The organism is Sediminibacillus dalangtanensis, assembly GCF_017792025.1.
In the GTDB taxonomy this organism is placed as follows: Bacteria; Bacillota; Bacilli; order Bacillales; family Amphibacillaceae; genus Sediminibacillus; species Sediminibacillus dalangtanensis.
Genome location: NZ_CP046956.1, coordinates 3,109,395 through 3,128,150, shown reverse-complemented (window position 1 = coordinate 3,128,150; position 18,756 = coordinate 3,109,395). Strand labels below are relative to the sequence as shown.

The following is an 18,756-nucleotide window of genomic DNA, read 5'->3' as shown; positions in this document are numbered from 1 at the left end:
TCCCTTGATCGTTAGGTGCTACTTGCGCAGCTTTATTCGACACGATTCTTCCCAATTCACTCCGACGTTGGAAGCATGGTATACTTAGAAAGTAGTGTTTCACTTAGCAAGGTGTCAAAAGCTGAAGGGAAAAGGGATTGTTTGCAAGCAATTTTTGAATTCCGTATAGTAGAGATATCAAGGTATCATGTCATGCTTTCTACATAGACAGCGTTCAGGACAGCCACACTAGGGAAACCAAAGTAAAAAAATGCAGGAAGAAAGGATCGAATTCGTATGGCAAAGCAGCAAATAGGTGTCATTGGTTTAGCGGTAATGGGTAAAAACCTTGCATTGAATATAGAGAGCAGAGGTTATTCCGTTTCTGTTTTCAATCGTTCTTATGAGAAAACAGAGGACTTTTTAAAGAATGAAGCGAAAGGAAAGAACTTTGTTGGTTCTGAAACGATTGAAGAGTTTGTCGCTTCATTGGAAAAGCCAAGAAAAATATTATTGATGGTCAAAGCTGGTGCTGCCACCGACGCAACCATCGAGTCGTTGAAGCCGCATTTAGATGATGGGGATATTTTGATTGACGGTGGAAATACGTTCTTTAAGGATACGATTCGCAGAAATAAAGAACTGGCTGAATCCGGCCTTCATTTCATCGGTACCGGTGTTTCCGGCGGCGAAGAAGGCGCCTTAAAAGGCCCATCCATCATGCCGGGCGGACAGAAAGAAGCTTTTGATAAAGTGCAGCCAATTTTGGAGGCTATTGCGGCCAAAGTGGATGGTGAACCTTGTACGACATATATTGGACCGGACGGGGCCGGCCATTATGTGAAAATGGTCCATAATGGTATTGAATATGGTGACATGCAGTTAATCTCTGAAGCTTACTTTATTTTAAAGCATGTATTAGGACTAAGTGCGGAAGAGTTACATGAAGTGTTTGCGGATTGGAACAAAGGAGAACTGGACAGCTATCTGATCGAAATCACCGCAGACATCTTCACAAAAATGGATGAAGAAACCGGAAAACCACTTGTAGATATGATTCTTGATACTGCCGGTCAAAAGGGAACTGGTAAATGGACGAGTCAAAGTGCGCTTGATCTTGGCGTGCCACTTCCAATCATCACGGAAAGTGTTTTCTCCCGCTTTATCTCAGCGATGAAAGAAGAACGTGTCAAAGCAAGCAAAGTACTTAGCGGACCAGAAATGGCCAAAGAGTCCTTCGAGGGAGATAAGAAAGAATTGATCGAAGCAGTCCGTAAAGCCCTGTATATGAGTAAAATTTGCTCGTATGCCCAAGGGTTCGCACAAATGCGTTCCGCTTCTGAAGAATATGACTGGAATCTTCGCTACGGCGATATCGCGATGATTTTCCGCGGCGGCTGTATCATCCGCGCTCAATTCTTGCAAAAAATCAAAGAAGCGTATGACCGCGAGCCAGGTTTGACCAACCTGCTGCTTGATCCATATTTCAAGGATATTGTGGAAAATTATCAATCATCCTTGCGTGAAGTATTGGCAATCGCCATTAAGCGTGGAATCCCGGTACCGGCCTTCTCCAGTGCGTTGGCTTATTACGACAGTTATCGCACGGAAAAACTGCCGGCTAACCTGCTGCAAGCCCAACGTGATTACTTCGGCGCGCACACTTATCAACGTCTAGACAAAGATGGCATATTCCATACCGAATGGATGAAGTAGCTAGACAAAGAAAAGCGAAGGCGCCTCGATTAGCGACGTATAAGCTGGACTGAACCGTAGGAGATAAAGGAAAGCCGAAAAGATGTATTTCCTTTTCGAGCTTGACTTATCGTACGGAGGTGAGGGAAGGTTACTAGTCGCTAGGAGCCGTAGCTAGACAAAGAAAAGCGGAGGCGCCTCGATTAGCGACGTATAAGCTGGACTGAACCGTAGGAGATAAAGGAAAGCCGAAAAGATGTATTTCCTTTTCGAGCTTGACTTATCGTACGGAGGTGAGGGAAGGTTACTAGTCGCTAGGAGCCGTAGCTAGACAAAGAAAAGCGAAGGCGCCTCGATTAGCGACGTATAAGCTGGACTGAACCGTAGGAGATAAAGGAAAGCCGAAAAGATGTATTTCCTTTTCGAGCTTGACTTATCGTATGGAGGTGAGGGAAGGTTACTAGTCGCTAGGAGCCGTAGCTAGACAAAGAAAAGCGAAGAACATTCGGGAGCAACGTACGGAGCTGCGCACCCACGAAGGGGTGGGTTTGGCGTTGCTGGTTGATGAAGGTCAAAACGAGGCAGAAAACCCGCGAAAAAGCACTTCATCGGATCGATGAAGATCTAAATGAGGTGGAAAACCCGCGAAAAAGCACTTCATCATCAAGTCAATTGAATATAAGCCATTAGAAGCCCTGACCGGTTAACCGGTCAGGGCTTTTGTATGCAAAAAAAGAACCAAAAACCAGCTCCACAGAAACAAGTTTTTGGTTCTCTTATTATTGAAGAAGGCCTTATATCGACCACCAATGGAAACCGTCGTTTTCCAGTAATTCATTCGCTGCTTTCGGTCCCATTGAGCCTGACTCATAGTTAGGGAAATTTGCTTTCTTAGCAGTCCAAGCTTGTGAAATGACATCGACGAACTTCCAGGAGAGCGCTACTTCATCCCAGTGGGTAAAGTTGGTCGAGTCACCATGCATGCAGTCATACAGCAGGACTTCGTAAGCTTCTGGTGTGTTGATTTTGTCCCCGTTATGGCTGTAATAGTTCAATTTGACTGGCGTGGAAGTCGTACCGACACCTCGCTTTTCAGCATTTAGGTGGAGGGTGACCCCTTCATCCGGATGGATATGGATGACCAGCAGGTTCGGCTGTATGTCTTTTCCTTTATTAAAGTACAAGTTCATTGGCAGTTCTTTAAACTGCACCACAATCTCTGTCGCCTTGGCAGCCATTCTTTTTCCAGTACGTATGTAGAATGGCACCCCGGCCCAGCGGAAGTTGTCGATTAACAGTTTTCCGGCAACAAAGGTTTCGGTGTTTGATTCCGAGTCAATCGCAGTTTCATCACGGTAGCCTTCTACTTGTTCTCCATTGCTCAGCCCGGCACCATATTGGCCGCGCACAAAGTAATCGTCGACAGTATCGGGTGTCATGGTCCTTAATGCCCGGAGTACTTTGATTTTTTCACTCCGTATTTCATCCGGAGTCAGTTTGATCGGCGGCTCCATTGCCAAAAGGGCAAGCATTTGCAGCATGTGGTTTTGCACCATGTCCCGCAATGCACCGGATTTATCATAGTAACGGCCACGTTCGCCTACTCCGAGCGTTTCACTGGAAGTGATTTGAATATTGTCAATATACTGGTTGTTCCACAGTGGTTCAAAAATGGCATTGGCAAAGCGGATTACTTCAATGTTTTGCACCATTTCTTTCCCAAGATAATGGTCGATCCGGTATATTTGCTCTTCATCAAAAGCTTGACGTATTTGCTCGTTCAACTGTTTTGCCGAAGGATAATCGTGGCCGAATGGCTTCTCAATAACGAGTCGCGACCAACCTTTTGTATCTGTCAGTCCTTCATTTTTTAAATTTTCCGCAATGGTTCCAAAGAAGTTAGGTGCCATGGCCAAATAGAATATCCTGTTTTCTTCGGTATGATGTTTTTCATCCAGGCTTTCCAGGAGATTTTTTAATTCCTGATAGGAAGCCAAGTCGGTAACATCGAACGGCTGGTAGTAAAAATGAGAAAAGAACCTATCGTTGATTTCTTCGTTATCCGGCCTTGATGCTTTTACAGACTGTTCAACATTTTCGCGGAACGATTCGTTGGTATGCGGTCGGCGTGCAACACCAACGACAGCAAAGTCTTCTGACAGTTTGCCGTTTTTATAAAGTCGGTAAATGGAAGGGAACAACTTACGGTTCGCCAAATCTCCAGTTGCTCCAAATATAACAAGTATGGATTTTGGATTGTCCTCGTTCATAACGTTCTTGACCTCACTTTATCATTTATAGTTATGTTTAGTATGTGATAGATGAATGATTAAAAACGTCTGTGCGTGATGAAAAATTACAAGGAGACGTTTCTTTCTACCATACCATGTAAGTATCGAATGACAAAATTATTGAACCCTGATTTGGTGCATCTTTTCAGGAAAACGTTTACGAATTCGCTTTCTTTTTTTGAAAGTCCCCGACAGTTTCGTTGACACCCTCACAGCGTTTAAGTAAACTTACAAGCATAAGAGAAAAGAAAACGTTTACTCTTTGGTTCTAACTAAGGGAGATTATTATGAAACCAACCATCAAAGATGTAGCCAAACATGCCAATGTATCGATCGCTACGGTGTCGCGGATTTTGAATCACACTTCAGTTGGTTATTCCACCAAAACGGAGAATCTTGTAAGGCAGGCGGTAGAGGAGCTGGGCTATCGGCCAAACGCTGTTGCACGTGGATTGATCAATAACAAAACCCAAACAATCGGTGTGTTGTTTCCTGACGTGTCTGGCATGTTGACTTCAGAATTGCTCTACGGATTAGAAGAGGTGGCTCATCGGTGTGGGCATAGCGTAATCTTTTGCAATACTTCTTCAAGTGGGGAAAAAACGCTGGATTATCTTCAGCTATTGTCCGAAAAGCGGGTCGAAGGGGTCATCTTTGGCAGTTCTTTATTGACGGAAACGTATTACAATGCGATTACTGCAATGAATATTCCTGCGGTATTGGTGTCGACAAAGTCAAAAAAGCATCCGCTTCCATATGTAAAGGTGGACGACAAGGATGCTGCTTATACAGCTACTGCATATCTCATTAAAAAAGGTCACCGCCGTATTGCCATGTTAAGTGGCAATCCAGATGATAGCGTAGCGGGAAAGCCCCGGATAGATGGTTATAGGGAAGCTTTACTCGATTCTGGATTGAAAGGGGAAGATTCCCTTGTTTTTGCTGCAGACGGATTTTCCTACGAGGATGGTAGATCGTTGTTTACCCAATTTTACGAAACGGCGACGGATGTAACGGCCGTGTTTGCTGCGAGTGATGAAATGGCAGTAGGGGCACTTTCGACAGCTTACCAAATGAACGTCCGAATTCCGGATCAACTGTCGATTATCGGCTATGACAACTTGAAAATATCTGAAATGGCCATCCCTCCATTGACGACAGTGGAACAGCCATTGCGGGATATGGGGAAAAAGGCGGCAGAATTACTATTCGAGGGAATGGAAACGGGAACGCCCGGAAAAAGCATTATCATGCCGCACCGTATCATTGAGCGACAATCCGTGAAGCAATTGGTATGAGCAGTATGGCTTGCGAGAATCAGCAAGCCATCTTGTACACGAAAAAGAGTAAACGTTTACGCAAACCGAGGAGGAGAAGAGATGAGCGAACAATGGTGGAAAGAGAGCGTTATTTATCAGATTTATCCAAGAAGCTTCCTTGACAGCAATGGAGACGGAATCGGCGACATTAAAGGAATCACCGGAAAGCTTGATTATTTGAAAAAGCTTGGGGTTGACGTGGTTTGGTTGTCACCGGTTTACGATTCACCGAACGATGATAATGGCTATGACATAAGGAATTACCATGAAATTATGGAAGAATTCGGATCAATGGATGATTTTGATGAACTGTTGCACGAAATGCATAAACGCGATTTGAAGCTGGTTATGGACCTGGTTGTCAATCATACTTCCGATGAACACGCCTGGTTTGTCGAGTCCAAATCATCCAAAGATAATCCGAAACGGGACTATTATATTTGGAAGTCTGGCAAGGATGGCAGAGAGCCGAACAACTGGGTGTCAGCTTTCAGCGGTTCCGCTTGGGAGTACGATGAAAAAACCGATGAATACTACCTGCATCTTTTTAGTAAAAAGCAGCCGGACTTGAATTGGGAAAATCCAGATGTACGGGAAGATGTCTATCAGATGATGCGCTGGTGGCTCGATAAAGGGGTCGACGGATTCCGGATGGATGTCATTAATTTTCTATCAAAAGATCAACGCTTTCCGGATGGGGCAGCGGAACCGGGGCAGCGTTTTGCTGATGGGGCCAGATTCTTCGCACAGGGACCGAGAATCCACGAATTTTTACAGGAAATGAATCAGAAAGTTTTATCAAATTATGACATTTTGACAGTAGGCGAAATGCCTGGTGTTACGGTGGAAGAAGCGAAGAAATTTACTGCTGAAGATCGGAATGAGTTACAGATGGTCTTCCATTTTGAACACGTCGGAATAGGAAACGGACCGAACGGAAAATGGGACAACCTGCCTTGGAAGTTGACAGAACTGAAGGAGATCATGACCAAGTGGCAAAAAGGACTGGAGAAAAAGGGATGGAACAGCCTGTACTGGAATAATCACGATCAACCACGGGCCGTTTCCCGGTTCGGAGACGATGGGCCATATCGTGAACAATCGGCAAAAATGCTGGCAGTCTGTCTACATTTGATGAAGGGGACACCATATATTTACCAGGGGGAAGAAATCGGTATGACAAACGTACCGTTTCCTTCCATAGAAGAATGTCGCGATATTGAAACGTTGAATTGGTATGAAGAGCGGATGAAAGAAGAAGGGGTTGATTCGGCCGAATTGCTCGAAGCAATCTATGCAAGAAGCCGGGATAATGCCAGGACACCGGTCCAGTGGGACGCAAGTGAGAATGCCGGGTTCACGACAGGGGAGCCATGGCTGCATGTTAACCCGAATTATCAAGAAATCAATGTCGAGAATGCGCTGTCGGATCCGGATTCTATCTTCTATTTCTATCAAAGGCTGATTGAACTACGGAAGCAAGAGAAGGCAATTGTCTATGGAGATTACCAGCTATCGCTGGAGGAGGACGAAGAAATATTCGCCTACACCAGGTCGCTTCATAAGGAAACCCTGCTGGTTGTCTGCAATTTCAGCAGCAATGAGCAAAAGCGCAGCTTCACGGATATAACAGGCGGCAAACAACAGGAGTTATTGATCACGAACAATCCTGATAGGACCAATCAAGATAACCTGACTGAAGTAGCCATTCAACCATACGAAACATTCGTTTATAAACTAACATAAATAGCAGGGACAGTCCCCCAACATGGTAGCACTGCGTCTTGGTAGAGCGATGGGGGACTGTCCCTGCAAAATAAGTCTCCGGTTGAAATCCAACCGGAGACTGCTTTTTAAGGATGTTCTATGGTTTGGCGGTGATTTTCAAGGCTGGCCTGCGGGTTTCGTTGGTTTCTTCTTTTGAGTAGAGATTGATGTTACCATTCTGTCCTTGTGTATCAGCGACAAGAAAACTGATCGCTTCCGTACCATATTCCTCCACAAATGCTGTTACATCCAATTCATGCAGGGTTGTTTCAGCTTGGTCGACAGTAATGGTTCCCAGGAAAAATGCTGAATCACCAATTCCGGTTACCTCGACTCTGTCTGCAGCAACATTGGGGGCGTTACTCCAGGTGACAGAATCCTCCTGCCATTCATTGCTTAGAACTCCATAGACTGCAAGTGTGACGGAAGAGGTATTGCTGCCGGTCTTCCCTGTCAGTTGGAGTTCAGCCGACTCTATTCCTTCGAAATCATGCAAGTCAAATTGATAGAGTGCCATTCTTCCTTTGCTGCCGGCTGGATTTTGTTTGATATTGAAGTACTTATAAAAGTTGCGGTCAGGAGCTCCTGTGTCAATCAAGTCCTTGTTCATGACTCCGTAATTTGACTCAGGCCTCTCAAAGTCTATTAATGCATCATCGGAAGGTGCTAGGGACTGGCTGATTGGTTCATCTTCTATCAAATTGACATAATCCTCACCGGCTGTCCGCCGAATGATATTATCGTTGATTCTAATCTCTTTTCCTGCTTCTACACGAATTCCGTTGCTATTGCCAATTAGTTTATTTTTTTCTACTAATATATTTTCCGGTATTCCGGCACCCTTGCCGCCGTTACGTGTATCCCCGTCGTCTTCTGCAATAAAAATACCCCAGAAACCCTCGGCGTTGTTGTTCACTATTTTATTGTTCTTAACGATCGTACCTGGCGCATTCAATAAATAGATACCTTTCGCGTTGGCCGGCGTCGATGTATGCATGACTTTGTTGCTCTTTATCACTGTTTCCGGTGAACCCATCATGACGATTATGCCGTCCCGCGTATCCTTTAACGTATTATGGTGGATATAATTTCCTGCCCCCGAAGCAGAATGGGAATTTGGCGGCGTCCCGCCGGTATTACCGACTCCGATTCCGCCACGTGGGATATTGACTAAATGGTTATGGCGTACCTCATTCAAATATTCCCGCTGGCCATGCAAGTCGACTGCATCATGGATAATTCCCCGATAGGTGTTGTGCTCGACCAGGTTGTTGTGGGCATAGTTTTGGATCAACGATCCGTGGCGAAGATAGGGACCCTCGAAATGGCTGTTTTTAACTACATTAAAATACGTGTCATTGGCGTGCCCCAGCCTGTCGATGCCTTGTATCCCCTGGATTCCGACTCCATAGCCGGCGCCACCACCGCCGACATCCGTCGCATTTCTAAAAGTTACCTGTTCGACGGTGTTCCGGTTGCTTTTTTCGATTCTCACTCCCATGCGTTGAAATTTTTCGATGGTGATATTGTTTACAGTAATGTGATGGGAGGGCTGTCCGGCAGAATCGGCAACAAAGATTCCGTATGCAGGTCCGCCGCGATCAGGATTATTTTCACTTGGATTTTCTGAATAATTGCCATCAAAAGTGGAAGTGATGGTCAGATTGGATATCGTCAAATCGTGTTTTCCATAGGCAGTCATGACTTTGCTGTTGGGAACATCATTCATATCAAAGTCGGATACCAATAACACACCTGTTTCAGTTTCGCCACGAAGATTTACTTCATCCTTTAAGTAAATGTGGGAGGTAAAGTCATTATCCATGGTGCTATTCAAGTTGTAAGTTCCATCAGGAAAATACACTTCATCTCCAGGGTCGGCAGCTTGTATAGCGGCATTAATGGCAGCTGTATCATCGTTGCTGTTATCCTGTAAATCAGCTCCAAAGTCAGTGACATGGATGGTCTTCCCGGTCACCGGATGTGGAGAGGGTGGTGTATAAGGTGTTTTGTCGGGATAATAGAGCCCCGCCTTTGTGAATGGTTGGGCGTCCGGTACTGGACCGGGGTCAATAGCCTCTAATTCCTCCACGATGGGACCGTCAGGGTTGGGAGGATAGATATGGGCAGCCGTCATGCTATTCCAATCGTTCCTCGAATTGCCGTGACCGATAATTCTTACATACCTCGCTTCTTGATCTGGAAAGTCAAAGGCTTCCAGGTTGATGGATGTACCGCTGCTTTCCTGCTGTTCAACAACTCTGCTCCATTCTTCACCGTCGATCGACAGTTCGATATCCACAGTAGTGGAACGAATATCGCCGTTATAGAAAGCCAGGCCAAGATAGCCCAACTCCTGGATGCTTCCTAAATCATACTGAATCCATTGGCCGTTTCCTTGAGCCGACCATCTTGTCGACAGATTGTCATCCAGTGTGTTTTCCGGGACATTGCCATCATGGACACTTGCAGAGACATCGATGACAGGATAGTGGGAAACCGTTTCTGCAGCATGGAGACTATTGTCGGGCAAGACAGACAAACAAGCCCAAAGTGACAAACAGACAAGGCTGAACCACACGATTCTACTTTTCATACTTCTCCGCCTTTCGTTTTGTTTTCTCCTTTAAAAAACAACGAGAGCCCTTCAGGATGAAAAGACTCTCGCTGATTACGGTTAACCTGATAAATCGGAGATTAAAATTCCTTCGGCAGCTCCAACCGGAACGTCTTGCCGTCTTTTGTAAAATAATATTGTTGACTAAAGCCCTGATCATCGATGAAGTAAGAGACATAGGCTGGTTCCATTTTCTTCATCGGATGAAGCAGCGTGACAATCCGGTGCTGGGATGCCGGACGGGTTTTAGCCTGCAAACGCCAGTGGACCGGATTTCCTTCCAGTTCATCTAGATCGACGCCTGGAAAGTCATTGTATTGGTTTAATGCCAATTCTCCGCTTGAGCAGTGGACAAATCTTCCCTCCAATGCTGCTTTTTTTCCTTTCACCACAAAAGATTGATGGGAAAGCTCCATCTCTTGAAGGGTATGGAGCAGCCAGTCGAGTTCCGCATCCTGTTCCAGGTTAACTGTATCCACAAGCACGAAGTAACTGTCATCGACAAAATACGTTTCCCGGGTATAACGTGTTAAGTAAGGGACGTCGTGTTGATAGGCGGCGGTCGCATCGCCTCGTATATAAGCATAATTTTTCTTCTGTTCGACGGCTTCGATTTTTCCGCAGGCATCCTTGGCCAGGAACTTATCCTTCCCTGCATACTGGCCTTTCCCGTCGATCAGAATGGCATTTTTGGAAATCGTCTGCCTGCGCCAATTGGTATGCATCGTGCTGTTAAAAGCGACATAATAACCGCTGTGAATTGCCAAGGGATCCCCAAAGGCATGCAGGACAAAAGCGTTTTGATCGCCGTGACTGTGACTGATCGAACCGTAAGGACTGCTTTTTGTCAGGTACATAATATGTTCTTCCGGATCATCCATCCGGCTGTGCATAGCGGCCCAGCCGACATCTTTAAACCACTTTACAGGAGAGATATCGGATGGGGCTTTAGCTTCGATTTCCGGATAATCGTGCAGGTACATCATTTCGTCAAAATGAAAGTCCCACCACCCTTTGTTGTAAAACTTGTCATAAGGGTCGGTATCATACTTTTTAGTCTGCTCGTAATACCATTGGTAATAAGGATTCCCGGTAACACCCGCAAATTGCCGGATGTTGAAGCCCACCTTCAATCCCGGGAGGTCGCCAAGATTGGCATGGTCCCCGAAGCTGGCGCGGTTTGTGTCGGGTGGGTAGACATACAAAGGGAAGTCACCGGTATTTTGAAAAAATGGCCGTTGATACAGGTCATAGCCGTTGAAGTTTTTCAACAAGTTCATTGCTTCGATGACATAGGCCATACCGGTCAGCCAGTAATGGGGGCCTTCAGCCCATCCGCCATCCGCCCCGCCCCACGGGGTATAAAGGCCGCTGTAATACTCGACGGTGTAATCAAGCCACTCTCTGGCCTCGGGAACATCGTCGAACAAGGCAATTCCGGCGGGAATAAGAACGGATGACAACGCGCGGACAGCATGACTGTCATATGGGACCTGATGGATTTTCGATCGTTCGATGACGTGGAAGGCAACTTGCTCGGTTCTGATGACCAGCTGCTTCTTTACAAAGTCGGCCTCATCCTCGGAAAGGTATGGAAGCAGCCAGTCATAACCCCAGCTAAGTGCGCCGACGATACGAAAGGCGGCTTCATCATTGTAGTCCCTGGACGTTGGCCCGTCCGGATTCCAATTGGCTGTATGGAGCAGCCATTCTTTCGCTTTTGACAGGATACTGTCATCCTTCAGAATCACACCCGCAACGCTTAAATGGCGGATCGCATGCAATACCTGCTGGCAGTCCATATACATTTTCCGCCACAGCTTCGCGGTACGCTGGTGATTTGGATATGGCTCCGGTTCCTTGATGAGTGGCATGGTCAGGTACGGTTCTACGGAATGACGGTAAAAATTTTTCCAATGGCAATAATCCGGATCGGCAGACAGATTAGACCGGAAATCGGACAAAGCCTGTTCTGTCAACCAGAGCCGGGGTCTAGTGGTGTTCACCTCTGCATATCGGATGCTTCGGCACGGGAGAGGGGTTTCCGGAAGATTTTCCGATATAGTAAAACGGCGGGTTTTGCTCCAATCACTGACCTGCCGTTCTTCCTGATCTAGCAGCGCATAACGCCAATAATAGGTGCCGGACTGCAAAGGACGATCCGGGGTAAACAGGTTGTGTGGAATCGGCTGATAGGCCCAAGTATTCTTCTGCGGAAAATCAGCGTCGGTGGAAATTTCCAGCGTATAAAAGTCATCTTCGAGCTTCGCCGGCATCCAGGTGAACCGAGGGGGATTCTCGATTATCCTGGTCTGTTCATCCGGCTGATAAGGTACATTCAATGTACCGCTTTCCGGCTGGTATAATTTGAACAACGTTTCTTTCACAAAAAGACCTCCTCTGATCAAATTGGTTCCCACTTTTCCAAATCCGCCGGAGACCTATAGGCCATGGGGGAAACCGAACGGAAATGGAAAGCGGGAAGGGATGGAACGAATACTCGGAATTCGTCAACTTATCGGGACAACACGCCGTCGTCCTCGTTATAACGTTTGGTCGCTTCTTCGATTGCCTGACTGCCTCCCTTGTTCAGCCATTCTTCGACAATGGTGTCATGATAGTCGAGCGGTTCCTGGCCGAGGATGATTTTTGCTGCTCCAGTCATCCAAACATCAGAAGGGGTGTCGCTGCCTGGACGGATATCCGGGTTGCTTTCCATCGCTTCCAATGGCGGATCGTACAAGATACTGTCCCGTCCTTCGTTGCTCAGGATGTCATCGAACACCGACATCAACTGCTGTCCTTCATCGGTCTGTTCGAGGATTCCCTTTGTGTAAGTGGCGTCACGGATCATCCATAGCCAACGGTTGCGATAATGCTGTTCATTAAGGAAGTTGGTGTCATCTTTCATCTCATAATTGACGAAGCCATCGTCGTTAAGTGTGTACGTATCGCCTTCTATTCCATAGGTGAAAAATCTTTCTGCTTCTTCCGTGACCTGCCAGTCGAAGAATTTGATGATGTCTTCCACATTCGCTTCTGTTTCACTGCTGATCAGGAAGGAGCGGGTTACCTGACCGTATAAGTAGTGGCCGCCTTTTCCGTCTGGACCGACTGGTGATGGAATGATCGCGACTTCTGCCTCCGGTACATTGTTTTGGATTTCCTGCTCCCAGGCATTGACTTCTTCAGCATTCATCGACCACATCCCTGTATTTCCGGCAATGATGTTACTGCGGTATTCCGGCTGTTGGATAGTCAAAAATTCGGGATGGATCAACCCTTCTTCATACATGGTGCGGTAGTATTCCAGTGCATCTTTGATTTTATCTCCAGCCATGAATTTTGGTACAACTTGATCGTTGTATAGCTCCCACTGATATGGAAAGGCATCGAAAGCTCCAAAAAATGTATCCGAATATTTGAAGTCTTCCCGGCCCTGATATGGGTTTTTTACTCCGAGCTCTTTAAAAGCACGCATGACTTCGAGAAACTCATCGGTCGTCTTCGGTACATCCAACCCCGTTTTTTCCAGGAGATCCATGCGGATGGCGGTTCCGCGTCGTGAAGGATTGGATAGGTATTCCGGTATTGCATAAATTTTTCCGTCATAGGTCACCCGGTCCCATGCTTCCTGAGGGATGGCTTCGAGAAGGTGCTTGCCGTGTTCTTTTAGCAAATCATCCAGTGGCATGAAGGCACCTGCTTCAACCCCGCCGGCCAATTCCGGACCCAGTACACCGCCCCCGGCCTGCATGACATCTGGGATATCATTGGAGGCGAGCATCAATGTCATCCGCTCGACATATTCATTGTGCGGAACAAGGCGGATATTGATATCCGTACCCGTCAACTTTTCCAGTTCTGTGACGTATTTATCTTCATTGATGTCCGGATGGCTTTCTACATATGGCGTAGCCAAGGTGCGCATGGCAATCGAAAAGCCAGATCCTTCCCCTTCGCTTTCATTCGAAGCCTTTGATTCCGAATCTTTGCACCCTGCCATCAATGCGACGAGAATGACCAACATGACTCCAAGTAAAACCGTTCGCTTTTTCATTAGTTCCTCCCCTTTGATAAATAAAATGTAAGTGCTTACAAAAGACTTTAACACATTGCCTGCAATGGCGCTTTCGTCTGTTTTTAGATACAGTTGTCAAATTTTTATACGGCAATAAAAATCCAACGAGTGAAGCAGTCTCCTTTTCAATCCTTTAAACTGCCCAGCATAAACCCTTTGATGAAATGGCGCTGCAAAAACGGATAAATCAGCAAAATCGGAACCGTGGCTACAATTATGGTGGCCATTTTGATTCCTTCGGGAGAGCTCGAGAGCATCGTCGTGTAAAAATCTGAGGTAGGGTCAGAGGTGAAATTCTCATCGACGATCATTTCCCTTAATTTGATTTGCAGCGGATACAAGCTTCGGTCTTCTATGAACATCAATGCATTGAAATAGGTGTTCCAATGAAAAACAGCGTAAAAAATCCCGAGTGTGGCCATTGCCGGCTTGGAGAGCGGCAACACGATTTGAAACAGAATGCGGAGTTCGCCCAGTCCATCCATCCGGCTTGACTCGATAAGCTCCTGCGGAATCTGCATAAAAAAGGAGCGCATCACAAATAGGTTGAAGGCACTGATGGCCGTCGGAAAAATCAACGCCCATACCGTGTTCAGCAAACCGAGGTTTTGGACCACCAAAAAGGTCGGAATCAGCGGTGCCGAAAAAATCATCGTAAACAATACCATGAAGAGAAGGAATTTGCGGCCGAGCAATTCTTTTCTCGATAGGGGATAGGCAAGCGAAGCGGTCGCAATCAAATTGAACAAGGTGCCGAACACCGTGATGAAAATCGTGACTCCGAATGACCGCCAAATACTTCCGTCCTGGAAAACAAAGCTGTAATTATCGAGGGTGAATTCGACCGGGAGGAAGCTGACCTTTCCTTGATCGATCGCTCCGGAACTGCTGAATGATTGAGCCAAAACGTGAATAAACGGAAGAATCATGATAAGGGACACAAGAATCAATACAACCATGTTGGTTCTCAGGAAAGCTTTGCGAGCACGGCTCTCTTTAATAGCCATACGATCATTCCTTTCTAATATAAACTGTTGCCGGTGGTTTTCCGGCTGACAAAGTTGGCCCCGACCAGCAAAATCAATCCTACTACCGATTTGAAAATACCGATGGCGGTTGTATAGCTGTATTGGTTTTGCAGCAAGCCGGCTTCATAGATATACGTATCAAAAATTTCTCCGTTGACACGGTTAAAAGGGTTCAGGAAGACATCGACCCGCTCAAAACCGAAATCCAAGAAATTGCCGATTTGCAGCAGGAACAACATCATAATTGTCGGCATCAAGGTAGGGAGGGTGATCTTCCAGGTTTGCTGCCATCGATTGGCACCATCGATATCCGCGGCTTCATACAACTGTGGGTTGATTCCTGCCAGGGCAGCTAAATAGATAATCGTACTCCAACCAGTTTCCCGCCACATACCGGAGCCGACAATAATAGTACGGATAAAACTGTCTTCTCCAAGGAAATAAATCGAATCAATGCCAAAGAGGTTCAAAAAATGGTTGACCATGCCAGTTGATGGGGATAAGATTCCGATAAAAATACCACTGATAATCACCCATGACAGAAAATGGGGCATGTAAACGATCGTTTGGATAATCCTTTTTGCTAGCATTTTTCGGACTTCATTCAACATCAAGGCAAGAATGATTGGAGCAGAAAAACCGAAAACAATATCGTACAAATTGATCAGCAAGGTATTTTTCAAAATCCGTAAAAATTCCGGATACTGAAACATTCGTTCGAATTGTTCCAGTCCTACCCAGGCACTTCCTGTAATGCCTTGAAAAATGTTGTAATCCTGAAAGGCGATCACCGAACCCATGATCGGGATATACTTGAAGATAATAAAATATGCAATGCCTGGCAATGCAATCAAATAAAGAGCTTTATGCTTCCAGACGAGTGCCAGTTTTCGTGAAGTCATTTGGCTACCCCCTTTTTTAAGATGTTGTCATAAGCTTAGTTCTTGGAAGGGTTTACATCTATGGAGTCTTTTCTTTGCAATTTGTGTTTTTTTTGGATATCGGCCGGCTATGTTACATAGATTTATTAACAAATTCATTTTAAAAACGGATTTCCCATACCTATTCATCGTCCATTCGTTTATAATAGGCATAAATGTAAGCGCTTTATTAAAGGGGAGTGTATTGAATTGCGTGTCCTGATTATCGAAGATGAACCGTTGACAAGGCGTGGGCTGATAAAATTGCTGCAAACGATTCGAGTAGAAGGATTTTATCTGGACAGCATTTCCGAGGTTGCTTATGCCGAAGATGCAATTCCCAGTTTGCAAGAGGAAAAGTTTGACATTGTTTTTACCGACATTGAAGGCGGGGAAATGAACGGTTTGGAGTTGATTGCCGGTTATAAGGAACTGCAGCAAGGAACCCAGTGGGTAATCGTATCCGGGTACGACAGCTTCACTTTCGCTCAAAAAGCAATATTGTGCGGGGTCAAAGAATACTTGTTAAAACCGATTACCAAGGAGAAGCTTTCTCAAACAGTCGAACGGTGTTTGCAAGGATTGAAGACCAAGCAGCAAGATTTCATCGGAGCGGATGAGATTGATGAGCTGCTGGCAGGGTTGGCAGAGTCTATTTGGTCTTTGAATCGTCTGGAAGCAGAGACGGTGTTTCGTGAATGGTCCGTAAGAATGGAAACGAAGCAGCTTTCCATAGACTATTACTGCAACATTTTGACCCATGTGTTGGAAGTGCTATTTCATCGGATTGCGTCCAAGGGCAGCCAATTAATGAATGCTTTTCATTGGGAAATAGCAGCTGCAGGCAAAAAAGAGGCAGAGCAATTATTTTTGGAAAAATGCCTTGAAATCCTCCTGCTGCTTGAACAAAAGCGGAAAGGGAACGAGGTCGACCCGATTGAAATGGCTAAGAACTATATCCTCCAACACCTTGATGAAGAAATCAGTCTAGAAGAAGTTGCAGGCAAGCTTGGGTTAAACGCTTCTTACTTCAGCCAGCTGTTTAAAAAGGAAACCGGGCAGACTTTTGTGAAGTACCGGAGCAGCCTACGTATGGAAAAAGCCAAAGAGCTCTTGTTGAAAAAAGACATAAAAGTGATCGACATTCCTTTTCTGATTGGATTGAACGATCATCCGCATTTTACGAAGACGTTCAAAAAGTATACAGGACAGACGCCTTCAGGCTTTCGGAGGAATATGGGGGTGGATTGATGAAGGGCTGGATATACCGTTTGAATATTCAACAGCGGCTGCTTGTTTATTTCGTCGTCGTCATCCTAGTCTCCGTCAGTCTGGTCACCTGGTTGTTTTACCGGCAGACCACCCTGGAAATCAAAAAACAGTCAGAGGGCTACCTGGAGTATATTGTGGAAAATGCCAGTTACCAAACCGATTTGTTCATCCGGGATTTGGAATTGGCAACCTTGCCGTTGCTGACGGACCGCACCGTGAAAGGCTTTCTAGAAATCGATGAGAGCCAGAAGCTGGAGCAATATTACTATTCGAAAGAGATTAAAAGCCAGATGCACAACCTCAATTTGAAAAATCAACACTTGAATCTGATCTATCTTCTAGGCGAAAACGGCCAATATGTTCTTTCCAAAAATAAGTCCTCCTTGGAAGAGGAACCGTTTCCCTCGAAAGCGATCTATCGTAGCTTGCTAAAAACGACGCCGGAAAACGGACGGATTCGGCTGCTTGCCGATCGAAGTCTGTACAATCAGGAATATGTCGTCAGTATTGTCCGCAGGGTGCGCGGCTTGTCTTCGTTTATACCAAAAGGGATACTCGGGGTGGAATTGAACGGAACGGCATTGGAAGAACTGTGGAACATCGCCCAGTTTGAAAACGGGACATCCCTTTGGATTTTCGATGATAATCATCGCGTTGTCTACCATCCAGATAAAAAATGGCTCGGCAATCCTATTGGCAAACAATTGGAAAATCAGTTAACCACCACCGACAAGAAAACATTTACGGGGGAATGGGACGGCACGGAAATGATTTTTTATGCCGATCACTCTGACCAGACCAATTGGACGCTGGTTGCGATGACACCGAAAGAGGTGATTTATGAACCGGTTGCCGGGATGAAAAAGCAGGTGGTATTCGTCCTGGTTTTGTCCCTGATGGTAGCGTTGGTCGTCTCGATTGGATTCGCGAACAGCATTGTAAAGCCATTAAGAAAGATTCAAAAAGGAATGAAAAAAATGGAGATCGGTGAATGGGAACCGATAAAACCGCTTCGAGGAACCGATGAAATAAGCAGTGTGGTCACCAGTTACAACAAAATGATCGACCGCTTGTCGACGCTCGTCGATGATTTATATGCCGCGGAATTGCAGAATCACAAAGTGTTATACGAAAAGCAAAAAATCGAACTTCAGGCCCTCCAGTCACAAATCAACCCTCATTTTCTCCATAACACACTGGAAACGATGAATTCTTATGCGATATTAAATGATGCGGAAGAAATTTCGGAAATGGCCATCGCCTTATCGCAAATGTTCCGCTATTCGGTTCGGAATTTGGAAATCGTCACCCTGGAGGACGAAATGAACCATGTGAAAAATTTCATGATTGTGGAAGAGCACCGATTTCAAAAGCAACTACCGATAACGTTCGAGATAGAGGAAAATCTCTTCGATGAAGAGGTGGTCAAGCTGTCTTTGCAGCCGCTGGTCGAAAACGCCATCCACCATGGCTTGCGCAAAAACCGGTACCAGGGGGGAATTACAATCCGGGCAACCGCTGAAGAGAAGCGGCTTCGTGTGGAAGTCATCGATAACGGTGCCGGAATCACTCCTGCCCGACTGCGTGATATCCGGAAAGTTCTCCGGAAGGAAAAGTATGAGGATGTCAGCAACAAGATGGGAATCGGGGTCAGCAACGTCCATCGCCGGATTCAATTGTTATTCGGTGATCAGTGCGGTTTATCTATTCAATCGAAACAAGGAGAGGGCACCAAAGTTTCCATGGAAATACCACGCAAGGACAGACGAACCAAAGTCGGTTAACGA

At 45.8% G+C, this 18,756-nt stretch carries 11 protein-coding genes; 5 read left to right on the top strand and 6 right to left on the bottom strand.

The features are described 5' to 3' along the window. Positions 1 to 276 precede the first annotated feature (276 nt). Positions 277 to 1,695: an NADP-dependent phosphogluconate dehydrogenase gene (gene gnd, locus ERJ70_RS15545; RefSeq protein WP_209365702.1), complete on the top strand. Its 1,419-nt coding sequence runs from the start codon at positions 277 to 279 to the stop codon at positions 1,693 to 1,695. A gap of 773 nt (positions 1,696 to 2,468) precedes the next feature. Here the strand turns inward: gnd and zwf are convergent. Further along, the gene (gene zwf / locus ERJ70_RS15540) at positions 2,469 to 3,944 is read right to left on the bottom strand and encodes a glucose-6-phosphate dehydrogenase (RefSeq protein ID WP_209365701.1); all 1,476 of its coding nucleotides are present in this window, start codon (positions 3,942 to 3,944) and stop codon (positions 2,469 to 2,471) included. 308 nt (positions 3,945 to 4,252) lie between these two features. Here zwf and ERJ70_RS15535 point away from each other — a divergent pair, with 308 nt between their 5' ends. Together ERJ70_RS15535 and ERJ70_RS15530 are read left to right on the top strand one after the other, a co-directional pair. Continuing rightward, entirely contained in the window at positions 4,253 to 5,263 is a 1,011-nt protein-coding gene (locus ERJ70_RS15535; RefSeq protein WP_209365700.1) for a LacI family DNA-binding transcriptional regulator, read from the top strand. Between the two features lie 81 nt (positions 5,264 to 5,344). Beyond that, positions 5,345 to 7,030 carry a glycoside hydrolase family 13 protein gene (locus ERJ70_RS15530; protein ID WP_209365699.1) on the top strand — a complete coding sequence of 562 codons (1,686 nt, stop codon included), beginning with the start codon at positions 5,345 to 5,347 and terminating at the stop codon, positions 7,028 to 7,030. 118 nt (positions 7,031 to 7,148) lie between these two features. Here ERJ70_RS15530 and ERJ70_RS15525 read toward each other — a convergent pair whose 3' ends face one another. The 5 genes from ERJ70_RS15525 to ERJ70_RS15505 form a co-directional block, all read right to left on the bottom strand. After that, positions 7,149 to 9,647 (bottom strand): DNRLRE domain-containing protein, encoded by a 2,499-nt coding sequence (locus tag ERJ70_RS15525; RefSeq protein WP_209365698.1) that lies wholly within the window; start codon positions 9,645 to 9,647, stop codon positions 7,149 to 7,151. 101 nt (positions 9,648 to 9,748) lie between these two features. After that, on the bottom strand, positions 9,749 to 12,055 hold the full coding sequence (locus tag ERJ70_RS15520) for a DUF4962 domain-containing protein (protein WP_245208026.1): 2,307 nt from the start codon (positions 12,053 to 12,055) through the stop codon (positions 9,749 to 9,751). A 128-nt stretch (positions 12,056 to 12,183) separates the two neighbouring features. Next, positions 12,184 to 13,728, bottom strand: a complete 1,545-nt coding sequence (locus ERJ70_RS15515) for an extracellular solute-binding protein (RefSeq protein ID WP_209365697.1) — start codon at positions 13,726 to 13,728, stop codon at positions 12,184 to 12,186. A 146-nt stretch (positions 13,729 to 13,874) separates the two neighbouring features. Further along, a complete protein-coding gene (locus tag ERJ70_RS15510; protein WP_209365696.1) occupies positions 13,875 to 14,756 on the bottom strand; it encodes a carbohydrate ABC transporter permease in 882 nt (293 codons plus the stop codon). A gap of 14 nt (positions 14,757 to 14,770) precedes the next feature. Continuing rightward, a complete protein-coding gene (locus tag ERJ70_RS15505; RefSeq protein WP_209365695.1) occupies positions 14,771 to 15,679 on the bottom strand; it encodes an ABC transporter permease in 909 nt (302 codons plus the stop codon). Positions 15,680 to 15,907: 228 nt separating this feature from the next. On the opposite strand from ERJ70_RS15505, the gene ERJ70_RS15500 reads away from it, so the two are divergent. Together ERJ70_RS15500 and ERJ70_RS15495 are read left to right on the top strand one after the other, a co-directional pair. Continuing rightward, the gene (locus tag ERJ70_RS15500) at positions 15,908 to 16,948 is read left to right on the top strand and encodes a response regulator transcription factor (RefSeq protein ID WP_209365694.1); all 1,041 of its coding nucleotides are present in this window, start codon (positions 15,908 to 15,910) and stop codon (positions 16,946 to 16,948) included. Then, positions 16,948 to 18,753, top strand: coding sequence for a cache domain-containing sensor histidine kinase (locus tag ERJ70_RS15495; protein WP_209365693.1), 1,806 nt, complete (start codon positions 16,948 to 16,950; stop codon positions 18,751 to 18,753). The genes ERJ70_RS15500 and ERJ70_RS15495 overlap by 1 nt, the downstream gene beginning before the upstream one ends. The last annotated feature ends 3 nt before the right edge of the window (positions 18,754 to 18,756 follow it).

Coding starts and splice junctions, on each gene's coding strand:
- gnd (WP_209365702.1), top strand. CDS start 277: ATGGCAAAGCAGCAAATAGGTGTCATTGGTTTAGCGGTAATGGGTAAA.
- zwf (WP_209365701.1), bottom strand. CDS start 3,944: ATGAACGAGGACAATCCAAAATCCATACTTGTTATATTTGGAGCAACT.
- ERJ70_RS15535 (WP_209365700.1), top strand. CDS start 4,253: ATGAAACCAACCATCAAAGATGTAGCCAAACATGCCAATGTATCGATC.
- ERJ70_RS15530 (WP_209365699.1), top strand. CDS start 5,345: ATGAGCGAACAATGGTGGAAAGAGAGCGTTATTTATCAGATTTATCCA.
- ERJ70_RS15525 (WP_209365698.1), bottom strand. CDS start 9,647: ATGAAAAGTAGAATCGTGTGGTTCAGCCTTGTCTGTTTGTCACTTTGG.
- ERJ70_RS15515 (WP_209365697.1), bottom strand. CDS start 13,728: ATGAAAAAGCGAACGGTTTTACTTGGAGTCATGTTGGTCATTCTCGTC.
- ERJ70_RS15510 (WP_209365696.1), bottom strand. CDS start 14,756: ATGGCTATTAAAGAGAGCCGTGCTCGCAAAGCTTTCCTGAGAACCAAC.
- ERJ70_RS15505 (WP_209365695.1), bottom strand. CDS start 15,679: ATGACTTCACGAAAACTGGCACTCGTCTGGAAGCATAAAGCTCTTTAT.
- ERJ70_RS15495 (WP_209365693.1), top strand. CDS start 16,948: ATGAAGGGCTGGATATACCGTTTGAATATTCAACAGCGGCTGCTTGTT.